Origin of the sequence: Stenotrophomonas sp. PAMC25021 (genome assembly GCF_004795795.1) — a bacterium.
Lineage (GTDB): Bacteria > Pseudomonadota > Gammaproteobacteria > Xanthomonadales > Xanthomonadaceae > Stenotrophomonas > Stenotrophomonas muris.
This window is the reverse complement of the sequence record NZ_CP039255.1, coordinates 4265710-4282123: the sequence shown is the minus strand read 5'-3', so window position 1 is coordinate 4282123 and position 16414 is coordinate 4265710. Positions and strand designations below refer to the sequence as shown.

Below are 16414 nucleotides of genomic sequence, written 5' to 3'. Positions count from 1 at the left end.
TGGCATTGCGTTCTCTTCCAGTGAGTGTGCCCGCAGTTTGACTACACATGTAGTCAAACTGCAGTGCCTGAAGTCATACCGCGCTTGATTGCCCATCCGCACTGGACGCCGGGTTCGTCACTAACCCGCCCGGCCCCCCAGCAGTCGCCATGCCAGTGCGCACGGTATGATGCGGCGATCCCGGAACCTGCGATGATTGCAGCGGCCGCCCATCCGCTGATCGCGTGCGCCAGGAGCACCTGCGCCGGGGTCGCTGCCGGTGCCGCTGAAGCCCCCACTCCATGCTCGCCCCCCATTCCCCCCTCGTGATCTGGGCAGCGGTCGCCGTTGCCACCATCGGCCTGCTGTTCCGTCCCTTCCGCATCCCCGAGTATGTGTGGGCGCTGGGTGCTGCCGCCCTGTTGCCGCTGCTGGGCGCGGTATCGCTGCAGACCGCATGGGGCGCGGTAGCCGAAGGCCGCGACGTCTACCTGTTCCTGGTCGGCATGATGGTGCTGGCCGAACTGGCGCGGCGCGAAGGCCTGTTCGATTGGCTGGCGTTGTACGCGGTGCGGCATGCGGGCGGATCGGGGCGACGCCTGTTCGACCTGGTGTTCCTGGTCGGCACGCTGGTGACGGTGTTCCTGTCCAACGATGCAACGGCCGTGGTGCTGACACCGGCGGTCTACGCGGCCTGCAAGGCGGCGCGCGCCAATCCCCTGCCCTACCTGTTCGTCTGCGCCTTCATTGCCAATGCGGCCAGCTTCGTGCTGCCCATCTCCAACCCGGCCAACCTGGTGGTGTACGGCCAGCACATGCCGCCACTGCTGCAGTGGCTGGCGCAGTTCGCGCTGCCGTCGGCGGCGGCGATCGGTGCCACCTACCTGGTGCTGCGCTGGGTACACCGGCGCGAAATCGCGCAGCCGCTGGTCGCCGCACCGGAACATCGCCCGCTGAGCGAGGGTGGCCGACTGAGTGCGTTGGGCGTGCTGTTCACCGGCAGCGTACTGCTGGTGACGTCCGCGCTGAACGGACCGCTGGGCCTGGCCACGTTCTGCGCCGGCGCGCTGAGCGTGGCGGTCGTGGTGATACGCCAGCGCCATAGCCCGCTGCCGCTGCTGCGGCATGTCGCCTGGGGCGTGCTGCCGCTGGTGGCCGGTCTGTTCGTGCTGGTGGAGGCGGTGGCGCAGACCGGCGTCATCCAGACTGCGGCAAGCGCGCTGCAGGCCATGGCGCAGGCTTCTCCCCACCAGGCCAGCTGGCTGGCCGGTGGCGCCGCTGCACTGCTGAGCAACGTAGCCAACAATCTGCCGGTCGGCCTGGCCGCCGGTTCGCTGGGCCAGATGGCTGAACTGCCCGCACAGACCCGTGCCGCACTGCTGATCGGCGTGGACCTGGGCCCGAACCTGTCGGTGACCGGCTCACTGGCCACGATGCTGTGGCTGGTGGCGCTGCGCCGCGAGGGCGAGCATGTCAGCGCGCTCGACTTCCTGCGCGTCGGCGCGCTGGTGATGCCGCCTGCACTCATCGCTGCGTTGTTGCTGCTGTGACCAGAATGCAGGCGGCGGCCCGGCCCTAGAAGACCAGCTGCAGACGGGTATTGAAGGTGGTGCCTTCATCCCTGCCCGCAGCACTGCCGCTGCGGTGGCGGGTCTGCCAACGCACGGCTTCGAACATCACCCGGCTGAAATCGTTGAGGTACCAGTTCGCGCCCAGTGTCCACGCGTGACCGGTACCACCACTGGGCAGTTCGGCATAGTCCACGTCCTCATAGCGGCCCTTCAGCTCCCACGCACCGCTGCCGCCGCGCGTCACCGGATCGGCCACCTTCACCTTGCCCCACGTGCCGGCCTTGCCCGAGTAGGACGGCAGCGCGCCCGCCAGGAACCAGCCGGCCGAGATCGCCCACGCTTCGTGGTCGCGATCATAGCGCCCGCTGGCATCGGCCCCGCGCAGGCTTCGCGTACCCCACTCGCCGGTTGCCCACGCCGGGCCGAAGAAGCCGGCCAGTTCCGCGCCGTAGGCGGTGCTGCGCTCGGCGCCCACCAGCGTGCCCGGTGTGATCCTGACCAGATCGTTGAAATGCCCCGCGATGGCCGAACTGCGCACCACGCCGCTGGCCCCGGCGGGAATCTTCTCGTGGAAGGCCCATGCGCCCAGATGCACCGTGGCGTCGGCGGTGTCCAGCGGATTCCAGTGGACGCGGGTGGCCCAGGTCTGGCTGTCGTTGTCGGTGCCGGCGTTGTTGAGGTCGTTGCCGGCCACCGACAGGCTGGCATGCCAGCCCCTTCCATACACCCGCTCGGTGAGCCCGATACCAAACAGGCCGCGCTGCGGCAGCAGCAGCGTGCCGACCACGTTGCGCTCCTGGAACGGCGTGTTGGAGGTGCTGCTTGAGCCATCGATACCGCGATCGTTCAAGCGGTTGCCGATCGTGAGATCGGCCGGCAGGCCGAACAGCGTGTGGTCCAGCGTGGCGTAGACCGACTTCCACGCCACCGCGTTGTCGGCGAAGTCGCCCTCCACGACCCAGCCCAGGGTGCCGTAGCGCCCCTCGGCCCCCAGGCGCACCGAACGGATCTCGGTACCCGAAACGTTGCGGTCGGCGACCGCCGAACCGTCGGTGCTCGAGGCATCGACGAACAGGCGGCCACGGGGGCGGAACACCGTCGTGCCGTCGGCACTGCTGAACTCCGGTGCACCCTTGGCCCAGGAGACCTTCGGCAGCCTGGACTGGCTGGTTTCCAGTGCGGCCACCCGCGTTTCCAGCGCAGGCGCGGGCGGCGTTGACGGTGCCCTCGCACTGCCCTGCCCGCCCTCGACGGCGCGGAGGCGTGCTTCCAGTTGCTGGATCTGCAGTGCCTGCTGCTGCACCAGGCGTGACAGCTCGGCCTGGCTCAGCGGCGCGGGCAGCGAGGACGTGGACTGTGCGTCGGCATGGCCACTGGCCAACAGCAGGCCGAGCGCGACCGACAGCGCTGCCAGCGGCAGCACGTTGGAATGGTTCATGGGCTCTCTCCGGCCAGCCGGCCCCCTGGCCTGGCGCTGGCCCGTTGCGGTGGTGCGGGGGAAGATCGGGGAAGGAAGCGCGCGCCGCCGGATCGGCCCGGCGGCGCGGCAGGCGGGCTCAGCCCGTCCGGGTCAGCTGGTGGCCTGTGCCTGGGCGTTGGGACGCCAGGTGATCAGCTTGTTCTCGACCACGTCCAGCAGCGCGTCGATGACCAGCACGAAGGCGGCCAGGATGATGATGCCGGCGAACACGCCCACAGCGTTGAAGTTGCCTTCTGCCTGCGCGATCAGGTAGCCCAGGCCCGCCGAGGCGCCGAGGTATTCGCCGATGATCGCACCGACCACGGCAAAGCCGACCGAAGTACGCAGCGAAGACAGGATCCAGCTCGCCGCTGCGGGGAAGTAGACATGGCGCAGCAGGTCACTGCGGCTCGCCCCCAGGATGCGGGCATTGGCCAGCACCACCGGATTCACCTCGCGCACGCCCTGCATGGCATTGAAGAACGTGGTGAAGAACACCAGCGTGACCGCCAGCGCCACCTTCGACCACAGCCCCAGGCCCAGCCACAGCACGAAAATCGGCGCCAGCACCACGCGCGGAATCGCGTTGAAGCCCTTGATGAAGGGATCGAGGATGCGTGCCGAGCGGCGGCTCAGGCCGAGCCAGACGCCGCCGGCCACACCCAGGCCGGTGCCGATGATGTAGCCCAGCGCGGTTTCGGTCAGCGTGATGTAGACATGCTGATAGAACGACGTATCGGACAGCCAGGTCCAGGCCTGCTGCACGATGGCGGTTGGCGATGGGAAGAAGAACGGATCGATCACGCCCAGCGCGATGCCGCCTTCCCAGCCACCGAACACGGCGACCACCAGCGCGAGCTGGATGAACTTGTCAGTCTTGGCGTGCATAGCTCTTCTCCACTTCGCCGCGCAGGCAGGCCCAGATGTCGCGGTACAGGTCGGTGAAACGGTCATCCAGCTTGATTTCGGCCACGTTCCTCGGCCGTTCCAGATCCACATCGAAACTGCGCACCACGCGGCTGGCCGGGCCGGAGGACAGCACCACCACGCGGTCGCCCAGGGCGATCGCTTCTTCCAGATCGTGGGTGATCAGGATCACCGAGCGCCGGTCTTCCTGCCACAACCTCAGCAGCTCGTTCTGCATGAGGTGGCGGGTATGGATGTCCAGCGCCGAGAACGGCTCATCCATCAGGATCACCTTCGGCTCGACGATCAACGCCTGGGCCATCTGCACGCGCTTGCGCTGGCCACCGGACAGCTGGTGCGGGTAGCGATGCTCGAAGCCGGCCAGGCCGACCTTGGCCAGCCACGCGTTGGCCTTGGCCTTGCGTTCGGCCTCGGGCACACCACGGAAGCGCAGGCCGAGTTCAACATTCTGGTACGCGGTCTTCCACGGCAGCAGCGCGTCCTGCTGGAACAGGTAGCCGACCGACTCCTGCACGCCGCTGACGGCACGGCCATCGATGCTGACCTGGCCCGACGACGGCTTCAGCAGGCCCGCCACGGAATTGAGGATGGTGCTCTTGCCGCAGCCGGTGGGTCCGACGATGGCAAGGAACTCGCCGTCACCCACCTGGATGTCGACATCGCGTACGGCGGTGAATTCGCCGAAGGACATGGTCACCTTGTTGATGGCGACCATGGTCTGTGCAGGCTCCAGCTGCGGCGCGCCATTGAACTGGCGCACAGTGGCATTGAGGGCCATGGTTTACCTCCGCTTACGGTTGGGCAGCCGGCGCCGCAGCGTTGGCACGCTCGACGAAGGCATTGGTATAGGTCCGGGACAGATCGATATCGGCCTTGGCGACATCCGTGTTGAACTCACGCAGCACCTTCAGCGGTGTTTCCAGATCGGCAGGCGTGAAGTGACCGTCCCGGGTGAAGATCGCGCGCGCGTTCTCCACCGCGCGGGCATAGGTGGCGCGGTCACCGGAGACGTAGCTGTCCGGCAGCGCGGCCACGATGTCTTCAGCACTGTTGTCGGCGATGAACTTCAAGGCCATCTGCTCGGCGCGGGCGATCTTCTCGGCCGCTTCGGGACGCGTGTCCAGGAAGCTCTGGTTGGCGTACATCACCGAGGTCGGGTACAGGCCGCCATAGACCTGGCGGGCGCCGTCGTCGCTGCGCGCGTCGAGGATGATCCTGCCGACGTTGCGCTCGGTGATCAGGGTGGCGGCAGGATCATAGTTGACGAGCAGGTCGATCTTGCCCTGCTCGAGCGCGGCCACCGCTGCGGCGCCCGAGCCGACGCCGATCAACGAGATGCTGTCGGCCGGAATATCGTGCTGGGCGAGGAAGTGACGGACGAAGAAGTCGGACGAGGAGCCCGGCGCGGTGATCCCGACCTTCTGGCCCTTGATGGTCTCCGGGCGCGCCGGATCGAAGGTGGCATCCTCGCGGCCGGCCATCACCAGGCCGGAGTTGCGCGAGAGCAGTACGAAGGCCACCACGTCCTTGCCCTTGGCCTGCATCTGGATGGTGTGGTCGTAGAAGCCGACGGCCACGTCGGTGGAATTGGCCACCAGCGCCTGCAATACCTTGGAGCCGCCCTGGGCAAAGTTCTCGGTCTTCACCTGCAGGCCGACGTCCTTGAAGTACCCCTTGGCGTCGGCGATGAAGAACGGCAGGTTGTTGAGGTTGTAGGAGCCGACGCTGATGCGTACCGGGGCATTGTCGCCACCGCCGGCGGATGCGCCTTCGCTGCGCCCGCTGTTGCTGCATCCGGCCGCGGCCAGACCGGCCGCGCACAGCGCGGCCAAGAAGAACTGCTTGTACATCATCCCTCCCAGGAGTGAAGCATCTACGTTGTAATGGCGGGCATGCGCGTCTACGCAGGCCCGTCCGGGTTCAGATCATGCCGCTGACGTCCATTGGCGGGCTTGGGTGGCACTGGCCGTGGCGGGCGCGGGCGAAGTCGCGTACACGCGCCCCTCGAACAAGCGGCGTGCGGTGCGGACCACGCTGGCAATCACCGGCGAATCGCCCGAGCTGCGACTGAGGCCCACCTCCAGGGCCCCACTCGGATGTTCGAGGGTAATGCTGCCGGGAACGGACCGGCATCCGACCAAAGTGTGGGCCAGCGTGCCCGGCGTGACGGCGGCGGTGGCCAGGCCGACCGCACCGGTGATGGCCAGTGCGGTGTGGCATTGGTGCGGCATGAAATAGCGCACCTGCAGATCGCCGCCCTGTTGCGGCGCCGACAGCAGCACCGGCTTGGGAATGACCTTGTTGCCGGCGTCGGCGATGCCCATGCGGGCGCCCGCCTCGATGCGCAGCGCTTCCAGCCGGCGCATGAACGCCGCGTCCGCGTTCAGTTCGGCGGGCGAGGCATCACCGCGCACGCCCAGGTCTTCGGCACGCACCAGCATCATCGGCATGGCGCAGTCCACCAGGCTGGCCGGCACGCCATTGATGGTTTCCTGCGCATGCCCGCTGGGCAGCAGCTTGCCGGTGCGGGTGCCTGCCGCATCAAGGAAGGAGAGCCTGACCGGCGCGGCTGAGCCCGGCGCGCCGGCAATGCGCGTATCACCGCGGTAGGCCACATTGCCGCCCGGCGTTTCCACCGTGGCGATGATCAGCTTGCCGGTGTTGACGTTGTGGATGCGCACCTCGGTCTGCGGATCCTGCGCCTGCACCAGCCCACGCTCGATAGCATACGGGCCCACGGCCGCCAGCATGTTGCCGCAGTTGGGCGAGGTATCCACCACCTGCTGCTCCACCCGGACCTGGGCGAACAGGTAGTCCACGTCGGCGTCCGCCCGGCTCGAGCGGTCGATGATCGCCACCTTGCTGGTCAGTGCGTTGCCACCGCCGATGCCGTCGATCTGCAACGGATGGCCCGAGCCCATCACTTCCAGCAGCAGGCGATCCCGTTCGGCGGTGTCCGCCGGCAGGTCGCTGGCCAGGAAGAACGGGCCCTTGGAGGTGCCGCCGCGCATGAGCACGCAGGGAATGCTGAGCAGATCGTTGGACATACGTGTGCTAGATTGATGCGTATAGGGGATGAATGACCCCTCTGTGATTCGATACTGGCATGACCCTAATTGATCTGTGAATTGCTGATTTTTGGATGATTGATACCCAATGAGCATCAATTGCGAAATCCTGGATCTACGCGCGTTCCTGCTGGTATCGGAGACACGCAGCTTCCATCGCGCCGCTGAAATCCTGCACGTCTCCCAGCCGGCGCTCAGCCGACGGATACAGAAGCTGGAGCAGGCCGTGGGTTCGCCGCTGCTGGAGCGCACCACGCGCAGCGTCAGTACCACCGCTGTCGGCGAGAACCTGCTGCCACTGGTGCGCCGCATGCTGGAGGAATTCGATGGCTCGCTGTTCTCGCTGCGCGGCCGCGAAGACACCCGCGGCGCCACCGTGACCATCGCGTGCCTGCCGACGGCGGCGTTCTACTTCCTGCCCAGCGTGATGGCGCGTTTCCACGAAGCACACCCGAACGTGCGCTTCCGCATTCTGGATATCCCGGCCACGGAGGGTCTGCAGGCAGTGGAACGTGGTGAAGTCGAGTTCGGCATCAACTTCATGGGCGCCAACGATCCGAATCTCGACTTCGACGTGCTGGCCGAGGACCCCTTCGTCCTCGCCTGCCGGCGCGATCATCCGCTGGCCCGCAAGCGCAAAGTGGAATGGGCTGATCTGGCCGAGCACCAGCTGATCACCGTGCATCGCACCAGCGGTAACCGCACGCTGCTGGACGGCGCGCTGGCGCGCGAGAACCTCAAGTTGAGCTGGCACTACGAGGTGACGCACCTGTCGACGTCACTGGGCATGGTCGAGGCCGGCATCGGCGTGTCGGTGCTACCGAAGATGGCCACGCCGGACGGGGATCACCCCACCCTGGTGACGCGCGCGATCGGCAACCCGGTGGTGTCGCGCACGATCGGCATCGTCCGCCGACGGGGTGCCCTGCTCTCGCCCACCGCAGAGCGATTCCTTCAGATGCTGATGAGCCAGTGGCGTGGGGAGGCGTGAGCAACCGCGCGGTTCACGCGCTTGTGCTGTCCTGACTCCAGGCGAATGTGCTGCTGCCACCCATCAATCGGGCCGTCTGCATCGACCATTCCTGCAGAAGCTGCCGCGCGCCTGATTCGCCACCTCGCCCGATTGCCTCCAGCATCCTGTCCAGTCTTCCGCGGATCGCGCTGGACACCGGCAGTGCGAGCAGATTCTTCAGTGCAGCGTCTGCGGCCGGGAAATCGCCCAGGCGAATGGTGGACAGGTACTTCACCCATTGGCAGTAATCGCCCTCGAAACCGGCCTCTTCAACATACATCAGAAGGTCCGCAGCTGTTCTCACCCCTTCGAGCATTGCGAGGTGAGCCTCGTGCGTGCCGCGGAAAAAGTCCTTTGGATCTTCCGGGCAAGCGACCCTCTGGCCGAGAGACATATGCAGGTGTGGCAGGCCGTCATAGACCGGAAGTGCGAAGGTCCATACATAGATGGAGGACGGCGCTGGGTCCATGGCAAACCCGGAGATCACATCGCGCGTGTACGAAACAATCAGAAAGTTGCCAACCACCCGCAACCCAGCCTTCCTGGCGTTCCGTTTCATTGTCCACAGATCAATGGATCTCATGCGTGCGCCCGACGGTTGGCGAGGACGCAGGACGTTCGATGTTCAACTGGATGCCCTGCACCATTCGCCTTCCGTCGCGCAGGACAACAAGGGCTCGATCCAGATCGCGCCTTGCAATGGAAATCGATCTCAGACCAAGCGATTGAGCGACCTCGCACTGCGAAAAGAAGATGTCATAGGTCTCCATCAACTCGGCATGAAACAGCTGATTGGGGGCGTTGTCGATCACCCTGGAGAGGTCCGTCATGAAATTCCATGCATCCACGACCTCCCCGGGGTCGACCTCCCGCCCTGAATCTACAGACGAGATCAGCGAGTCGAGGTCAATGACGGACTCTCCTTCCCAGTCCAGGACTCGGCCGCGCGCGGCAACCTGACCCTCCAGCCCTTCCTTGCTGCTGTCGCAGACAGGCCTTCCATTGCTGGACATCACCCGATCATGGTCACCTGATACCCAGGCAAACCAGATGATCCGCATTCCCCCTGCAACGCCGACCGGATATATCGCTTCCACTATCGATTCCTGCTCAGATGGTTCCATCCATCCCGGGCTCTCACGGGAGGTGCAGCCGCTCCGATGGTAACGCCAAACTCGATTACCGATGACCTGCGGAGCCTCCAGCGACCGGCACTACCAGGTCAATCAACCTGCGGTTTCCAGTCCCTTCCCCGCCGCATCCATCCGCAGCGAGGCCAGGTAGCGACAGTACTTGCCCACGAAGACGCCAGTGAACCCGCCGGTCAGCAGCAGGTAGGCGGCGCTGAAGCCGGCACTGGCGGTCAGCGTCGACGACACCGCAAATGCGACCTCGAAGGCGTACTTCACCAGGAAGGTGACCAGCAGCAGCGGCAGCAGGCTGAAGTCCGCGCTGCGCCAGAGCTTGCCGGTGCTGCGGTCCAGCGTCAGCTTCAATCGACTCAACAGCAGCCAGGCAAGCGCGGCCCCCGTGGCGATGCCGGCCAGCCACTCGCTCCAGGCGATCAGCGACGCGCCGAAACGATGGCTGATCGACCACGCGCCCCAGACGGCAAACAGGCCGGGCACGATCGCCAGCTTCTGCAGCGAGGTCTGGGCCGGCTTCATGGCGGCAATGCCACGGGTGACCAGGAAGGCCAGGAGCAGCCAGACCCAGATCGGCGTCTGCGAGGCGAGTTGCTGGAGCATGTTCATGAGCGGTCCCCCTGGTGAGTGGTGGCTGAGTGGTGGCGAGGTGTCCTCGCCTTGGCGCTCACTATTCGCTTCCGCCCGGGTTGCAGCCAGTGACAGCTGTCAGCCATCGCCGGTTACGCCGTGGCGAGCACGCCCTGGCCTGACCCGGCCGGGGCGGGCCGGGCCGGGCACATGCTGTTGACGGCCCGGCCCTATGCTGGGGCACTCATTGGAGACCTGCCAGGTAAAAACCATGACGAAGCTGCACACCCTGATACTGACCGGCGCCCTGCTTGCGCTGAGCCCCCTGGCCTCGGCCGAGACCGTGAATCTGACCAACAGTGCCGAGGGTGCCAACCGCGATGTCGGCATCACTGCGGTCAAGAAGAAGCTGCAGGACGCGTGTACCGAGCGCAAGGGCTCGCCCGACACCGCCTCGTTCGAGGTGGTCTTCGAGAAGACCAACCCGAACCCGAGAGTGCCCAAGCCCTACTACGTGGACGGAAAGATGAAGTGCGACCTGCCGGGCTGAGGCGATTCAACCATCGGTGCCGGAAATGCGCCGCCGGTACTGCGCCACCCACTCCAGCGACGGCGCAATACCGCCGAACGGGAAGAAATGCGGGCTGACCTGGCCATGGGCGCGGGTCAGCCCCTTCACCAGGCAATCGACGAACACCTCCGGCCCTGCCGTGCCGAGCAGCCGGCCGATCGAGATGCCATACCGGGCCAGCATCGATGCACTGGCGCCCACGCCGCACATCGCGGCGTAGCGCAGCAGGCGAGAGACGCTGGCCGGGCCCGGCACGCCGACCAGCACCGGGACGCTGATGCCACGCGCGCGCAGTGCATCCAGCCAGGCCAGCACGGCATCGGCATCGAAGGCGAACTGGGTGACGATCAAGGGGGCCATGCCACGCGCTTCGATGCTCTGGCATTTACGCTCAAGCGCCTGCCAGCGTTCGTCAGTGCTCATTACCGGATGCCCTTCCGGGTGTCCGCCGATACCAACGACCTTGATCCCGGAGTGCTCCAGAAGACCGGTCTGGATGATCGAAGCACTGTCGGCAAACGGCCCAGCGGGCGTGGCCAGGTCGCCCGCGATCAGCAGGCAACGCGCGACCCCGGCGTCGCCGGCCGCACGCTCCAGGAAGCGCGCAAGCGATGCGGCTGACCGGATGCGGCGGGCAGAGAGATGCGGCATCGGCTCCAATCCGAGCGCGCGCACGGTGCGCACGGCGGCCAGGCGGGCGTCGTCATCCTCGCTGGCCAGCCAGGGAATGGAGATGACCGTACCGCGCGGGATCCGATCCGCCTCGGCGCGCAGCGCAGGCATGGCCTTCGCGCTGACTTCCAGTGAAAAGGCGTTGATGAAGGCTTCCGCGTGCGCTGAGGTACCGGCCGGCATCAGCGCGCCTCGCGTGCATTGCCGGCAAGCGGCGAGCTGTTGCGGGCCAGTTCGATGAAGGCCTGCAGGTAGTCGATACCGGTATCGGCCTCGCGCGCACCCAGGTAGATCTGCTTGGGGATGCCCTTGGCGCCCAGCCGTACGGGCACCACGTCCATGCGCGTGGCGTACTCCTCCACCAGCCAGCGCGGCATGGCAGCCACGCCGCGGCCGCTGGCCACCATCTGCATCATGATGTCGGTGGTTTCGATGGCCTTGTGGCGCCGCGGGGTGATGCCGGCCGGCAGCAGGAACTGGTTGTAGATGTCCAGGCGCTCGAACGGCACCGGGTAGCTGATCAGCACTTCCTGGCCGAGCTGGCGCGGCTTTACGTGGTCCACCTTGGCCAGGGCGTGGTTGCTGGCCACTACCAGCACCTGCTCGTAATCGAACACGGGGATGAACTTCAGGCCCGGCTTCAGCAGTGGATCGGGCGTGACCAGCAGGTCGATCTCGTAACCGAACAATGCGCCGATGCCACCGAACTGGAACTTCTGCTTGACGTCCACATCCACGTCCGGCCACGCCGCCAGGTAGGGAGAGACGATCTTCAGCAGCCACTGGTAGCACGGATGGCATTCCATGCCGATGCGCAGCGCGCCGCGCTCGCCCTGCGCGAACTGGCCCAACCGCTCCTCGGCCAGGTCCAGCTGCGGCAGTACCCGGTTGGCGACCGCCAGCAGGTACTGCCCGGCCTGGGTCAGGCGCAGGCTGCGGCCCTCGCGCAGCCAGACATCGGTGCCCAGCTGCTGCTCCAGCTTTTTCATGCTGTGGCTGAGCGCCGACTGGGTCAGGTTGAGCACGCCGGCGGCCGCGGTGAGCGAGCCCTGCTGTTCGACCTGCTGCACGATGCTGAGGTGGATCCGTTCCAACATGACGATGAATCTCATTCATGGATTGGTGAAGTAATACCATTTTACGTCATGGAAGGGCATGGCTAGGATCGGGTCATGCCTTCGGTTGCCTGCCAGCCTGCTGACCCAGCCGGCCTGCAGGGCTGCGCACCTGCAGATGCCCGAAGGCGCTCCCCTCCCCCGCTGATAGCGAACAGATGACCCGCCCCCTCCGTATCGTCGCCGTTTCCGGCGGACTGCAACGCCCCTCCCGGGCCGCCGCCCTGGCCGAGCATCTGCTGGACCTGATCGGCGAGGACATCCACAGCGAACAGCAGCTGATCGAACTCGGTGAGCTGGCACCGCAGCTGGCCGGTGCGCTGTGGCGCTCGCAGCTGCCCGAGGCCGTGGAGCGGCAGCCGGTTGCGGTTGAACAGGCCGACGTCCTGGTGGTGGCCACGCCGGTCTACCGCGGCTCCTACACCGGCCTGTTCAAGCACTTCTTCGACTTCATCGACCAGGATGCGCTGGTCGACACCCCGATCCTGCTGGCCGCCACCGGCGGGAGCGAGCGCCATGCCCTTGTGATCGACCACCAGCTGCGCCCGCTCTTCAGCTTCTTCCAGGCCCGCACCCTGCCCCTGGGCGTCTACGCCACCGACCGCGATTTCTCCGAGGGCCGCGTGCACAACGACGCACTGATCCAGCGTGCGCGACTGGCCGTGCAGCGGGCGATGCCCCTGCTGGCGCTGTCCCATCGCGCCGCGCCTCCCGCTACCGCAGAGGCCACCGCAACGCTTTGAATGCCAGACGCCGCCGACCTGCATCTGGATGTCACCCCGCAACCCGGAACGCCGCCATGACGACCGATACCTTCACCTTCAGCATCACGCACATCCCCTTCAACGAGGATTACCAGCCGGCCGAGGGCACGCGCATCACCACCAACTTCGCCAACCTGGCCCGTGGCGCGTCGCGGCGGGAGAACCTGCGCAACACGATCAGCATGATCAACAACCGCTTCAACGACCTGGCACATTGGGACAACCCGAATGCGGACCGCTATGCGGTCGAGCTGGACATCATCACCGTGGAGATGCACATCGACGGCGCCGACGGCAGCGATCCGTTCCCGTTGATCGAAGTGCTGCGGCCGACCATCGTCGATACGCAGACCGGCGTGCGTAGCGAGGGCATCGTTGGCAACAACTTCTCGTCCTACGTGCGCGACTACGACTTCAGCGTCGTGCTGCCGGCCAGCAACGAGGGCAAGGACACCTTCGGCATTCCGGAGGGCTTTGGCGACCTGCACGGCAAGCTGTTCCAGCACTTCCTGCGCTCGGACGCCTACCGCGCCAACTTCAGCAAGGGGCCGGTGATCTGCATCAGTGTTTCCAGCAGCAGGACCTACCACCGCACCGAGAACCATCACCCGATCCTGGGCGTGGAATACCGCCAAGGTGAGTTCTCCCCCACCGACCAGTACTTCGACAAGATGGGCCTGCAGGTGCGCTATTTCATGCCACCGGGCAGCGTCGCGCCGCTGGCGTTCTACTTCCAGGGCGACCTGCTGGGCGATTACTCGAACCTGGAACTGATCGGCACCATCAGCACCATGGAAGCCTTCCAGAAGATCTACCGCCCGGAGATCTACAACGCCAATTCCGTGGCCGGCAAGGTCTACCAGCCCAGCCTGAAGCACCAGGACTACTCCTCCACCCGCATCGTCTACGACCGCGAAGAGCGCAGCCAGCTGGCGGTCAAGCAGGGCAGGTTCACCGAAGAGCACTTCATCAAGCCGTACCGCGCCGTGCTTGAGCAGTGGGCCGCCCGCTGATCCATCGATTTACCAACCGCCCCAGGACACACGACACAATGCCGACGAAGACGCTGCTCCCCACCTCCACCGCAGGCAGCCTGCCCAAACCCTCCTGGCTGGCAGAGCCCGAAACACTCTGGTCACCCTGGAAGCTGCAGGACGAAGCGCTGCTTGAAGGCAAGCAGGACGCCCTTCGCCTGTCCCTGCAGGAACAGCAGCACGCCGGCATTGATATCGTCAGCGACGGCGAGCAGACCCGGCAGCATTTCGTCACCACCTTCATCGAGCATCTCAGCGGCGTCGACTTCGAGAAGCGCGAAACCGTGCGCATCCGCAACCGCTACGACGCCAGCGTGCCGACCGTGGTTGGCGCGGTGAGCCGCCCGAAGCCGGTGTTCGTGGAGGATGCGAAGTTCCTGCGCCGCCAGACCACGCAGCCGATCAAGTGGGCGCTGCCGGGCCCGATGACGATGATCGACACGCTGTACGACGCGCACTACAGGAGCCGCGAAAAGCTGGCCTGGGAGTTCGCGAAGATCCTCAATGAGGAAGCGAAGGAACTGGAGGCCGCCGGCGTTGACATCATCCAGTTCGATGAGCCGGCCTTCAATGTGTTCTTCGACGAGGTGAACGACTGGGGCGTGGCCGCCCTGGAGCGTGCGATCGAAGGGCTGAAGTGCGAGACGGCGGTGCACATCTGCTACGGCTACGGCATCAAGGCCAACACCGACTGGAAGCAGACGCTGGGTTCGGAATGGCGCCAGTACGAGGAGTCGTTCCCGAAGCTGCAGACCTCCAGCCTCGACATCATCTCGCTGGAATGCCACAACTCCCATGTGCCGATCGACCTGATCGAGCTGGTGCGCGGCAAGAAGGTGATGGTCGGTGCCATCGACGTGGCCTCCACCACGGTGGAAACCCCGGAGGACGTGGCCAACACCCTGCGCAGGGCGCTGCAGTTCGTGGACGCCGACAAGCTCTACCCGAGCACCAACTGTGGCATGGCGCCACTGGCGCGCGACGTGGCCAGGGGCAAGCTGCGCGCACTCAGCGCGGGAGCGAGGATCGTTCGCGAAGAACTCTCGGCATAACCCTGGCTGGGGAGGAATTGTTGTTCGAATGTCGGTTTGACGGAGCCTGGCCGGGTATCGACCAGGCTCCACCCCGCCCCTGCACTTCCGGTCGGGTCTTCATCGCGGGCTGTCGCGGCGCCAGTGCCTGCTTGATCCGTACCACCTCCCCCGCCCCGGCCTCGGCCAGGCGGCGGGCCTGCTGCCGTTGTTCCCGCGAAAGCGCGGGCGACGGCGCAGCGCCTGTTTCCGGCGCTACGTCCACCAGGCGTGCCACTGCCTCGCGCAGCCGCAGCTGTGGGCAGAGCCGCGCAGCACACCAGCGCTCGGCGTAGCGCCTGGCCTGCCGCACATTCGTGGCGGCCACCACCTTGGTCTGGGACATCCTGCGTGCATCCAGGTAGACCCGGAAGCCAAGTTCGGCATGCGGCACGATGTTGGCCACCGAGCGCCCGTTCCACCACAGGTCCCAGCGCTCGCCGCTCCGTACCCAGCCGGAGGGCCGGGTGACCGTCATGAACTCTGGAAGATCGAAGGGAGGACTCATGTCGGGAAGGATACGAGCGCCCGTCGCACCGGCTGAGATCCGCACCGTGCGCTTGTTCGAGACCATGAATCGTTAAGGCGCGCTTGCTTCCGCTACGCCTGCTCCGCACCGCCGGGCTACGGGAACAAGAACTAAAGTGACGCGTCACGCTCGATGATGCTTTCGATCCAGTCGATGTAGCGGGACACACGCACGTTGTAGACCACCTGCCCATAGAAACCCGCTTCCAGCGCATGCTCGGGTACGGCGGTGATCCAGGAACCGAGGCCCACCAGCTGCCAGGCCCCATCTTTCTCGATCACCAGCGGGCCGCCGCTGTCGCCGTTGCCGAGCACGCCTTCAAGGGGAAGGCCCTGCGGAGGCGGATCAAACCGGTACCAGAGATAGCGCGTGTTGCCGCCTGTGATCGCGTTGCAGGCCCGCCGCAGCGTTGTACGATGCGGCCCGCCGGGCATCAGGCCAGTCGCACCATTGCCGGTGGCGCCTCTCCCTATCAGGGCGGCGACCTGCGTGACCTCGTCGGCGCCCCGGTAGAGTGCGACCGGCGGCACATCGCTCACCGGTGCGGCAAGTCTGATCAACGCAATGTCATCCGATGCTGCCAGGAACGCGTGGATTTTCGACGCGCTCCCGGTTGCCATCGCTTCCTTGCCCAGCGCCTCGGGCATCTTCCGGTAGCCGGGGTGCAGGAAGACACGCTCGACGCCGTAGCCGTTCCCATTGATGGTGATGGTGGCGCCCCTCCCTTCCATCGGCGCGGCATGCGCGGCGGTCAGCACCCAGCGCGGCGCGATCAGGACGCCGTGCCCCTCGCCCGGCATGTCGGCCAGCGCGGGGAAGGCCGATGCATCGATCTGATACCGGGCGTCGTCCACATCATCACGGATGACCACGGCACCGGCAGTGAACGGGAGCGTGGCCAATGCCAGGAAAATCCAGCGGTTCATGG

The 16414-nt window shown here is 66.0% G+C and carries 18 protein-coding genes; 6 read left to right on the top strand and 12 right to left on the bottom strand.

The window, feature by feature from the left end; genetic code table 11:
- The first annotated feature begins 281 nt into the window (after nt 1-281).
- Nucleotides 282-1529 (top strand): arsenic transporter, encoded by a 1248-nt coding sequence (locus tag E5790_RS19870; protein WP_111205712.1) that lies wholly within the window; start codon nt 282-284, stop codon nt 1527-1529.
- Nucleotides 1530-1554: 25 nt separating this feature from the next.
- Here the strand turns inward: E5790_RS19870 and E5790_RS19865 are convergent, their stop codons facing one another.
- The 5 genes from E5790_RS19865 to E5790_RS19845 all read right to left on the bottom strand — a co-directional run bounded on the left by E5790_RS19865 (nt 1555) and on the right by E5790_RS19845 (nt 6983).
- On the bottom strand, nt 1555-2988 hold the full coding sequence (locus tag E5790_RS19865; RefSeq protein WP_111205711.1) for a porin: 1434 nt from the start codon (nt 2986-2988) through the stop codon (nt 1555-1557).
- 132 nt (nt 2989-3120) lie between these two features.
- The gene (locus tag E5790_RS19860) at nt 3121-3897 is read right to left on the bottom strand and encodes an ABC transporter permease (RefSeq protein ID WP_005409726.1); all 777 of its coding nucleotides are present in this window, start codon (nt 3895-3897) and stop codon (nt 3121-3123) included.
- Entirely contained in the window at nt 3881-4714 is an 834-nt protein-coding gene (locus tag E5790_RS19855; protein ID WP_014647218.1) for an ABC transporter ATP-binding protein, read from the bottom strand. The genes E5790_RS19860 and E5790_RS19855 overlap by 17 nt, the downstream gene beginning before the upstream one ends.
- Before the next feature lie 13 nt (nt 4715-4727).
- The gene (locus E5790_RS19850; RefSeq protein ID WP_111205752.1) at nt 4728-5786 is read right to left on the bottom strand and encodes an ABC transporter substrate-binding protein; all 1059 of its coding nucleotides are present in this window, start codon (nt 5784-5786) and stop codon (nt 4728-4730) included.
- A 75-nt stretch (nt 5787-5861) separates the two neighbouring features.
- Entirely contained in the window at nt 5862-6983 is a 1122-nt protein-coding gene (locus E5790_RS19845; RefSeq protein WP_136191806.1) for a 4-oxalomesaconate tautomerase, read from the bottom strand.
- A 109-nt stretch (nt 6984-7092) separates the two neighbouring features.
- On the opposite strand from E5790_RS19845, the gene E5790_RS19840 reads away from it, so the two are divergent.
- On the top strand, nt 7093-7995 hold the full coding sequence (locus tag E5790_RS19840) for a LysR family transcriptional regulator (protein WP_010485668.1): 903 nt from the start codon (nt 7093-7095) through the stop codon (nt 7993-7995).
- A gap of 13 nt (nt 7996-8008) precedes the next feature.
- Here E5790_RS19840 and E5790_RS19835 read toward each other — a convergent pair whose 3' ends face one another.
- The 3 genes from E5790_RS19835 to E5790_RS19825 all read right to left on the bottom strand — a co-directional run bounded on the left by E5790_RS19835 (nt 8009) and on the right by E5790_RS19825 (nt 9770).
- Nucleotides 8009-8575: a hypothetical protein gene (locus E5790_RS19835; RefSeq protein WP_032958916.1), complete on the bottom strand. Its 567-nt coding sequence runs from the start codon at nt 8573-8575 to the stop codon at nt 8009-8011.
- 10 nt (nt 8576-8585) lie between these two features.
- On the bottom strand, nt 8586-9113 hold the full coding sequence (locus E5790_RS22005) for a hypothetical protein (protein ID WP_181160698.1): 528 nt from the start codon (nt 9111-9113) through the stop codon (nt 8586-8588).
- 129 nt (nt 9114-9242) lie between these two features.
- Nucleotides 9243-9770 (bottom strand): DUF6622 family protein, encoded by a 528-nt coding sequence (locus E5790_RS19825; protein ID WP_111205709.1) that lies wholly within the window; start codon nt 9768-9770, stop codon nt 9243-9245.
- A 232-nt stretch (nt 9771-10002) separates the two neighbouring features.
- Here E5790_RS19825 and E5790_RS19820 point away from each other — a divergent pair, with 232 nt between their 5' ends.
- Nucleotides 10003-10281, top strand: a complete 279-nt coding sequence (locus tag E5790_RS19820) for a hypothetical protein (protein ID WP_111205708.1) — start codon at nt 10003-10005, stop codon at nt 10279-10281.
- Nucleotides 10282-10287: 6 nt separating this feature from the next.
- On the opposite strand, the gene E5790_RS19815 is transcribed toward E5790_RS19820, so the two are convergent.
- On the bottom strand, nt 10288-11157 hold the full coding sequence (locus E5790_RS19815; RefSeq protein WP_111205707.1) for a methylenetetrahydrofolate reductase: 870 nt from the start codon (nt 11155-11157) through the stop codon (nt 10288-10290).
- Entirely contained in the window at nt 11157-12071 is a 915-nt protein-coding gene (locus E5790_RS19810; protein WP_014647226.1) for a LysR family transcriptional regulator, read from the bottom strand. The genes E5790_RS19815 and E5790_RS19810 overlap by 1 nt, the downstream gene beginning before the upstream one ends.
- A gap of 176 nt (nt 12072-12247) precedes the next feature.
- Between E5790_RS19810 and msuE the strand changes: the two genes are divergently transcribed.
- The 3 genes from msuE to E5790_RS19795 are packed head-to-tail and all read left to right on the top strand — an operon-like array spanning nt 12248 to nt 14939.
- On the top strand, nt 12248-12832 hold the full coding sequence (msuE, locus tag E5790_RS19805) for an FMN reductase (RefSeq protein ID WP_136191792.1): 585 nt from the start codon (nt 12248-12250) through the stop codon (nt 12830-12832).
- 56 nt (nt 12833-12888) lie between these two features.
- Nucleotides 12889-13866, top strand: a complete 978-nt coding sequence (locus tag E5790_RS19800) for a DUF1852 domain-containing protein (RefSeq protein WP_014647228.1) — start codon at nt 12889-12891, stop codon at nt 13864-13866.
- Between the two features lie 38 nt (nt 13867-13904).
- Entirely contained in the window at nt 13905-14939 is a 1035-nt protein-coding gene (locus E5790_RS19795; protein WP_014647229.1) for a methionine synthase, read from the top strand.
- Here the strand turns inward: E5790_RS19795 and E5790_RS19790 are convergent.
- Both E5790_RS19790 and E5790_RS19785 read right to left on the bottom strand, forming a co-directional pair.
- Complete coding sequence (locus E5790_RS19790; protein ID WP_111206846.1) at nt 14896-15531, bottom strand: hypothetical protein; 636 nt, start codon at nt 15529-15531, stop codon at nt 14896-14898. The two genes, E5790_RS19795 and E5790_RS19790, sit on opposite strands and share 44 nt — an antisense overlap.
- Before the next feature lie 65 nt (nt 15532-15596).
- A complete protein-coding gene (locus E5790_RS19785) occupies nt 15597-16412 on the bottom strand; it encodes a trypsin-like serine protease (protein WP_111206848.1) in 816 nt (271 codons plus the stop codon).
- Nucleotides 16413-16414: the final 2 nt, after the last annotated feature.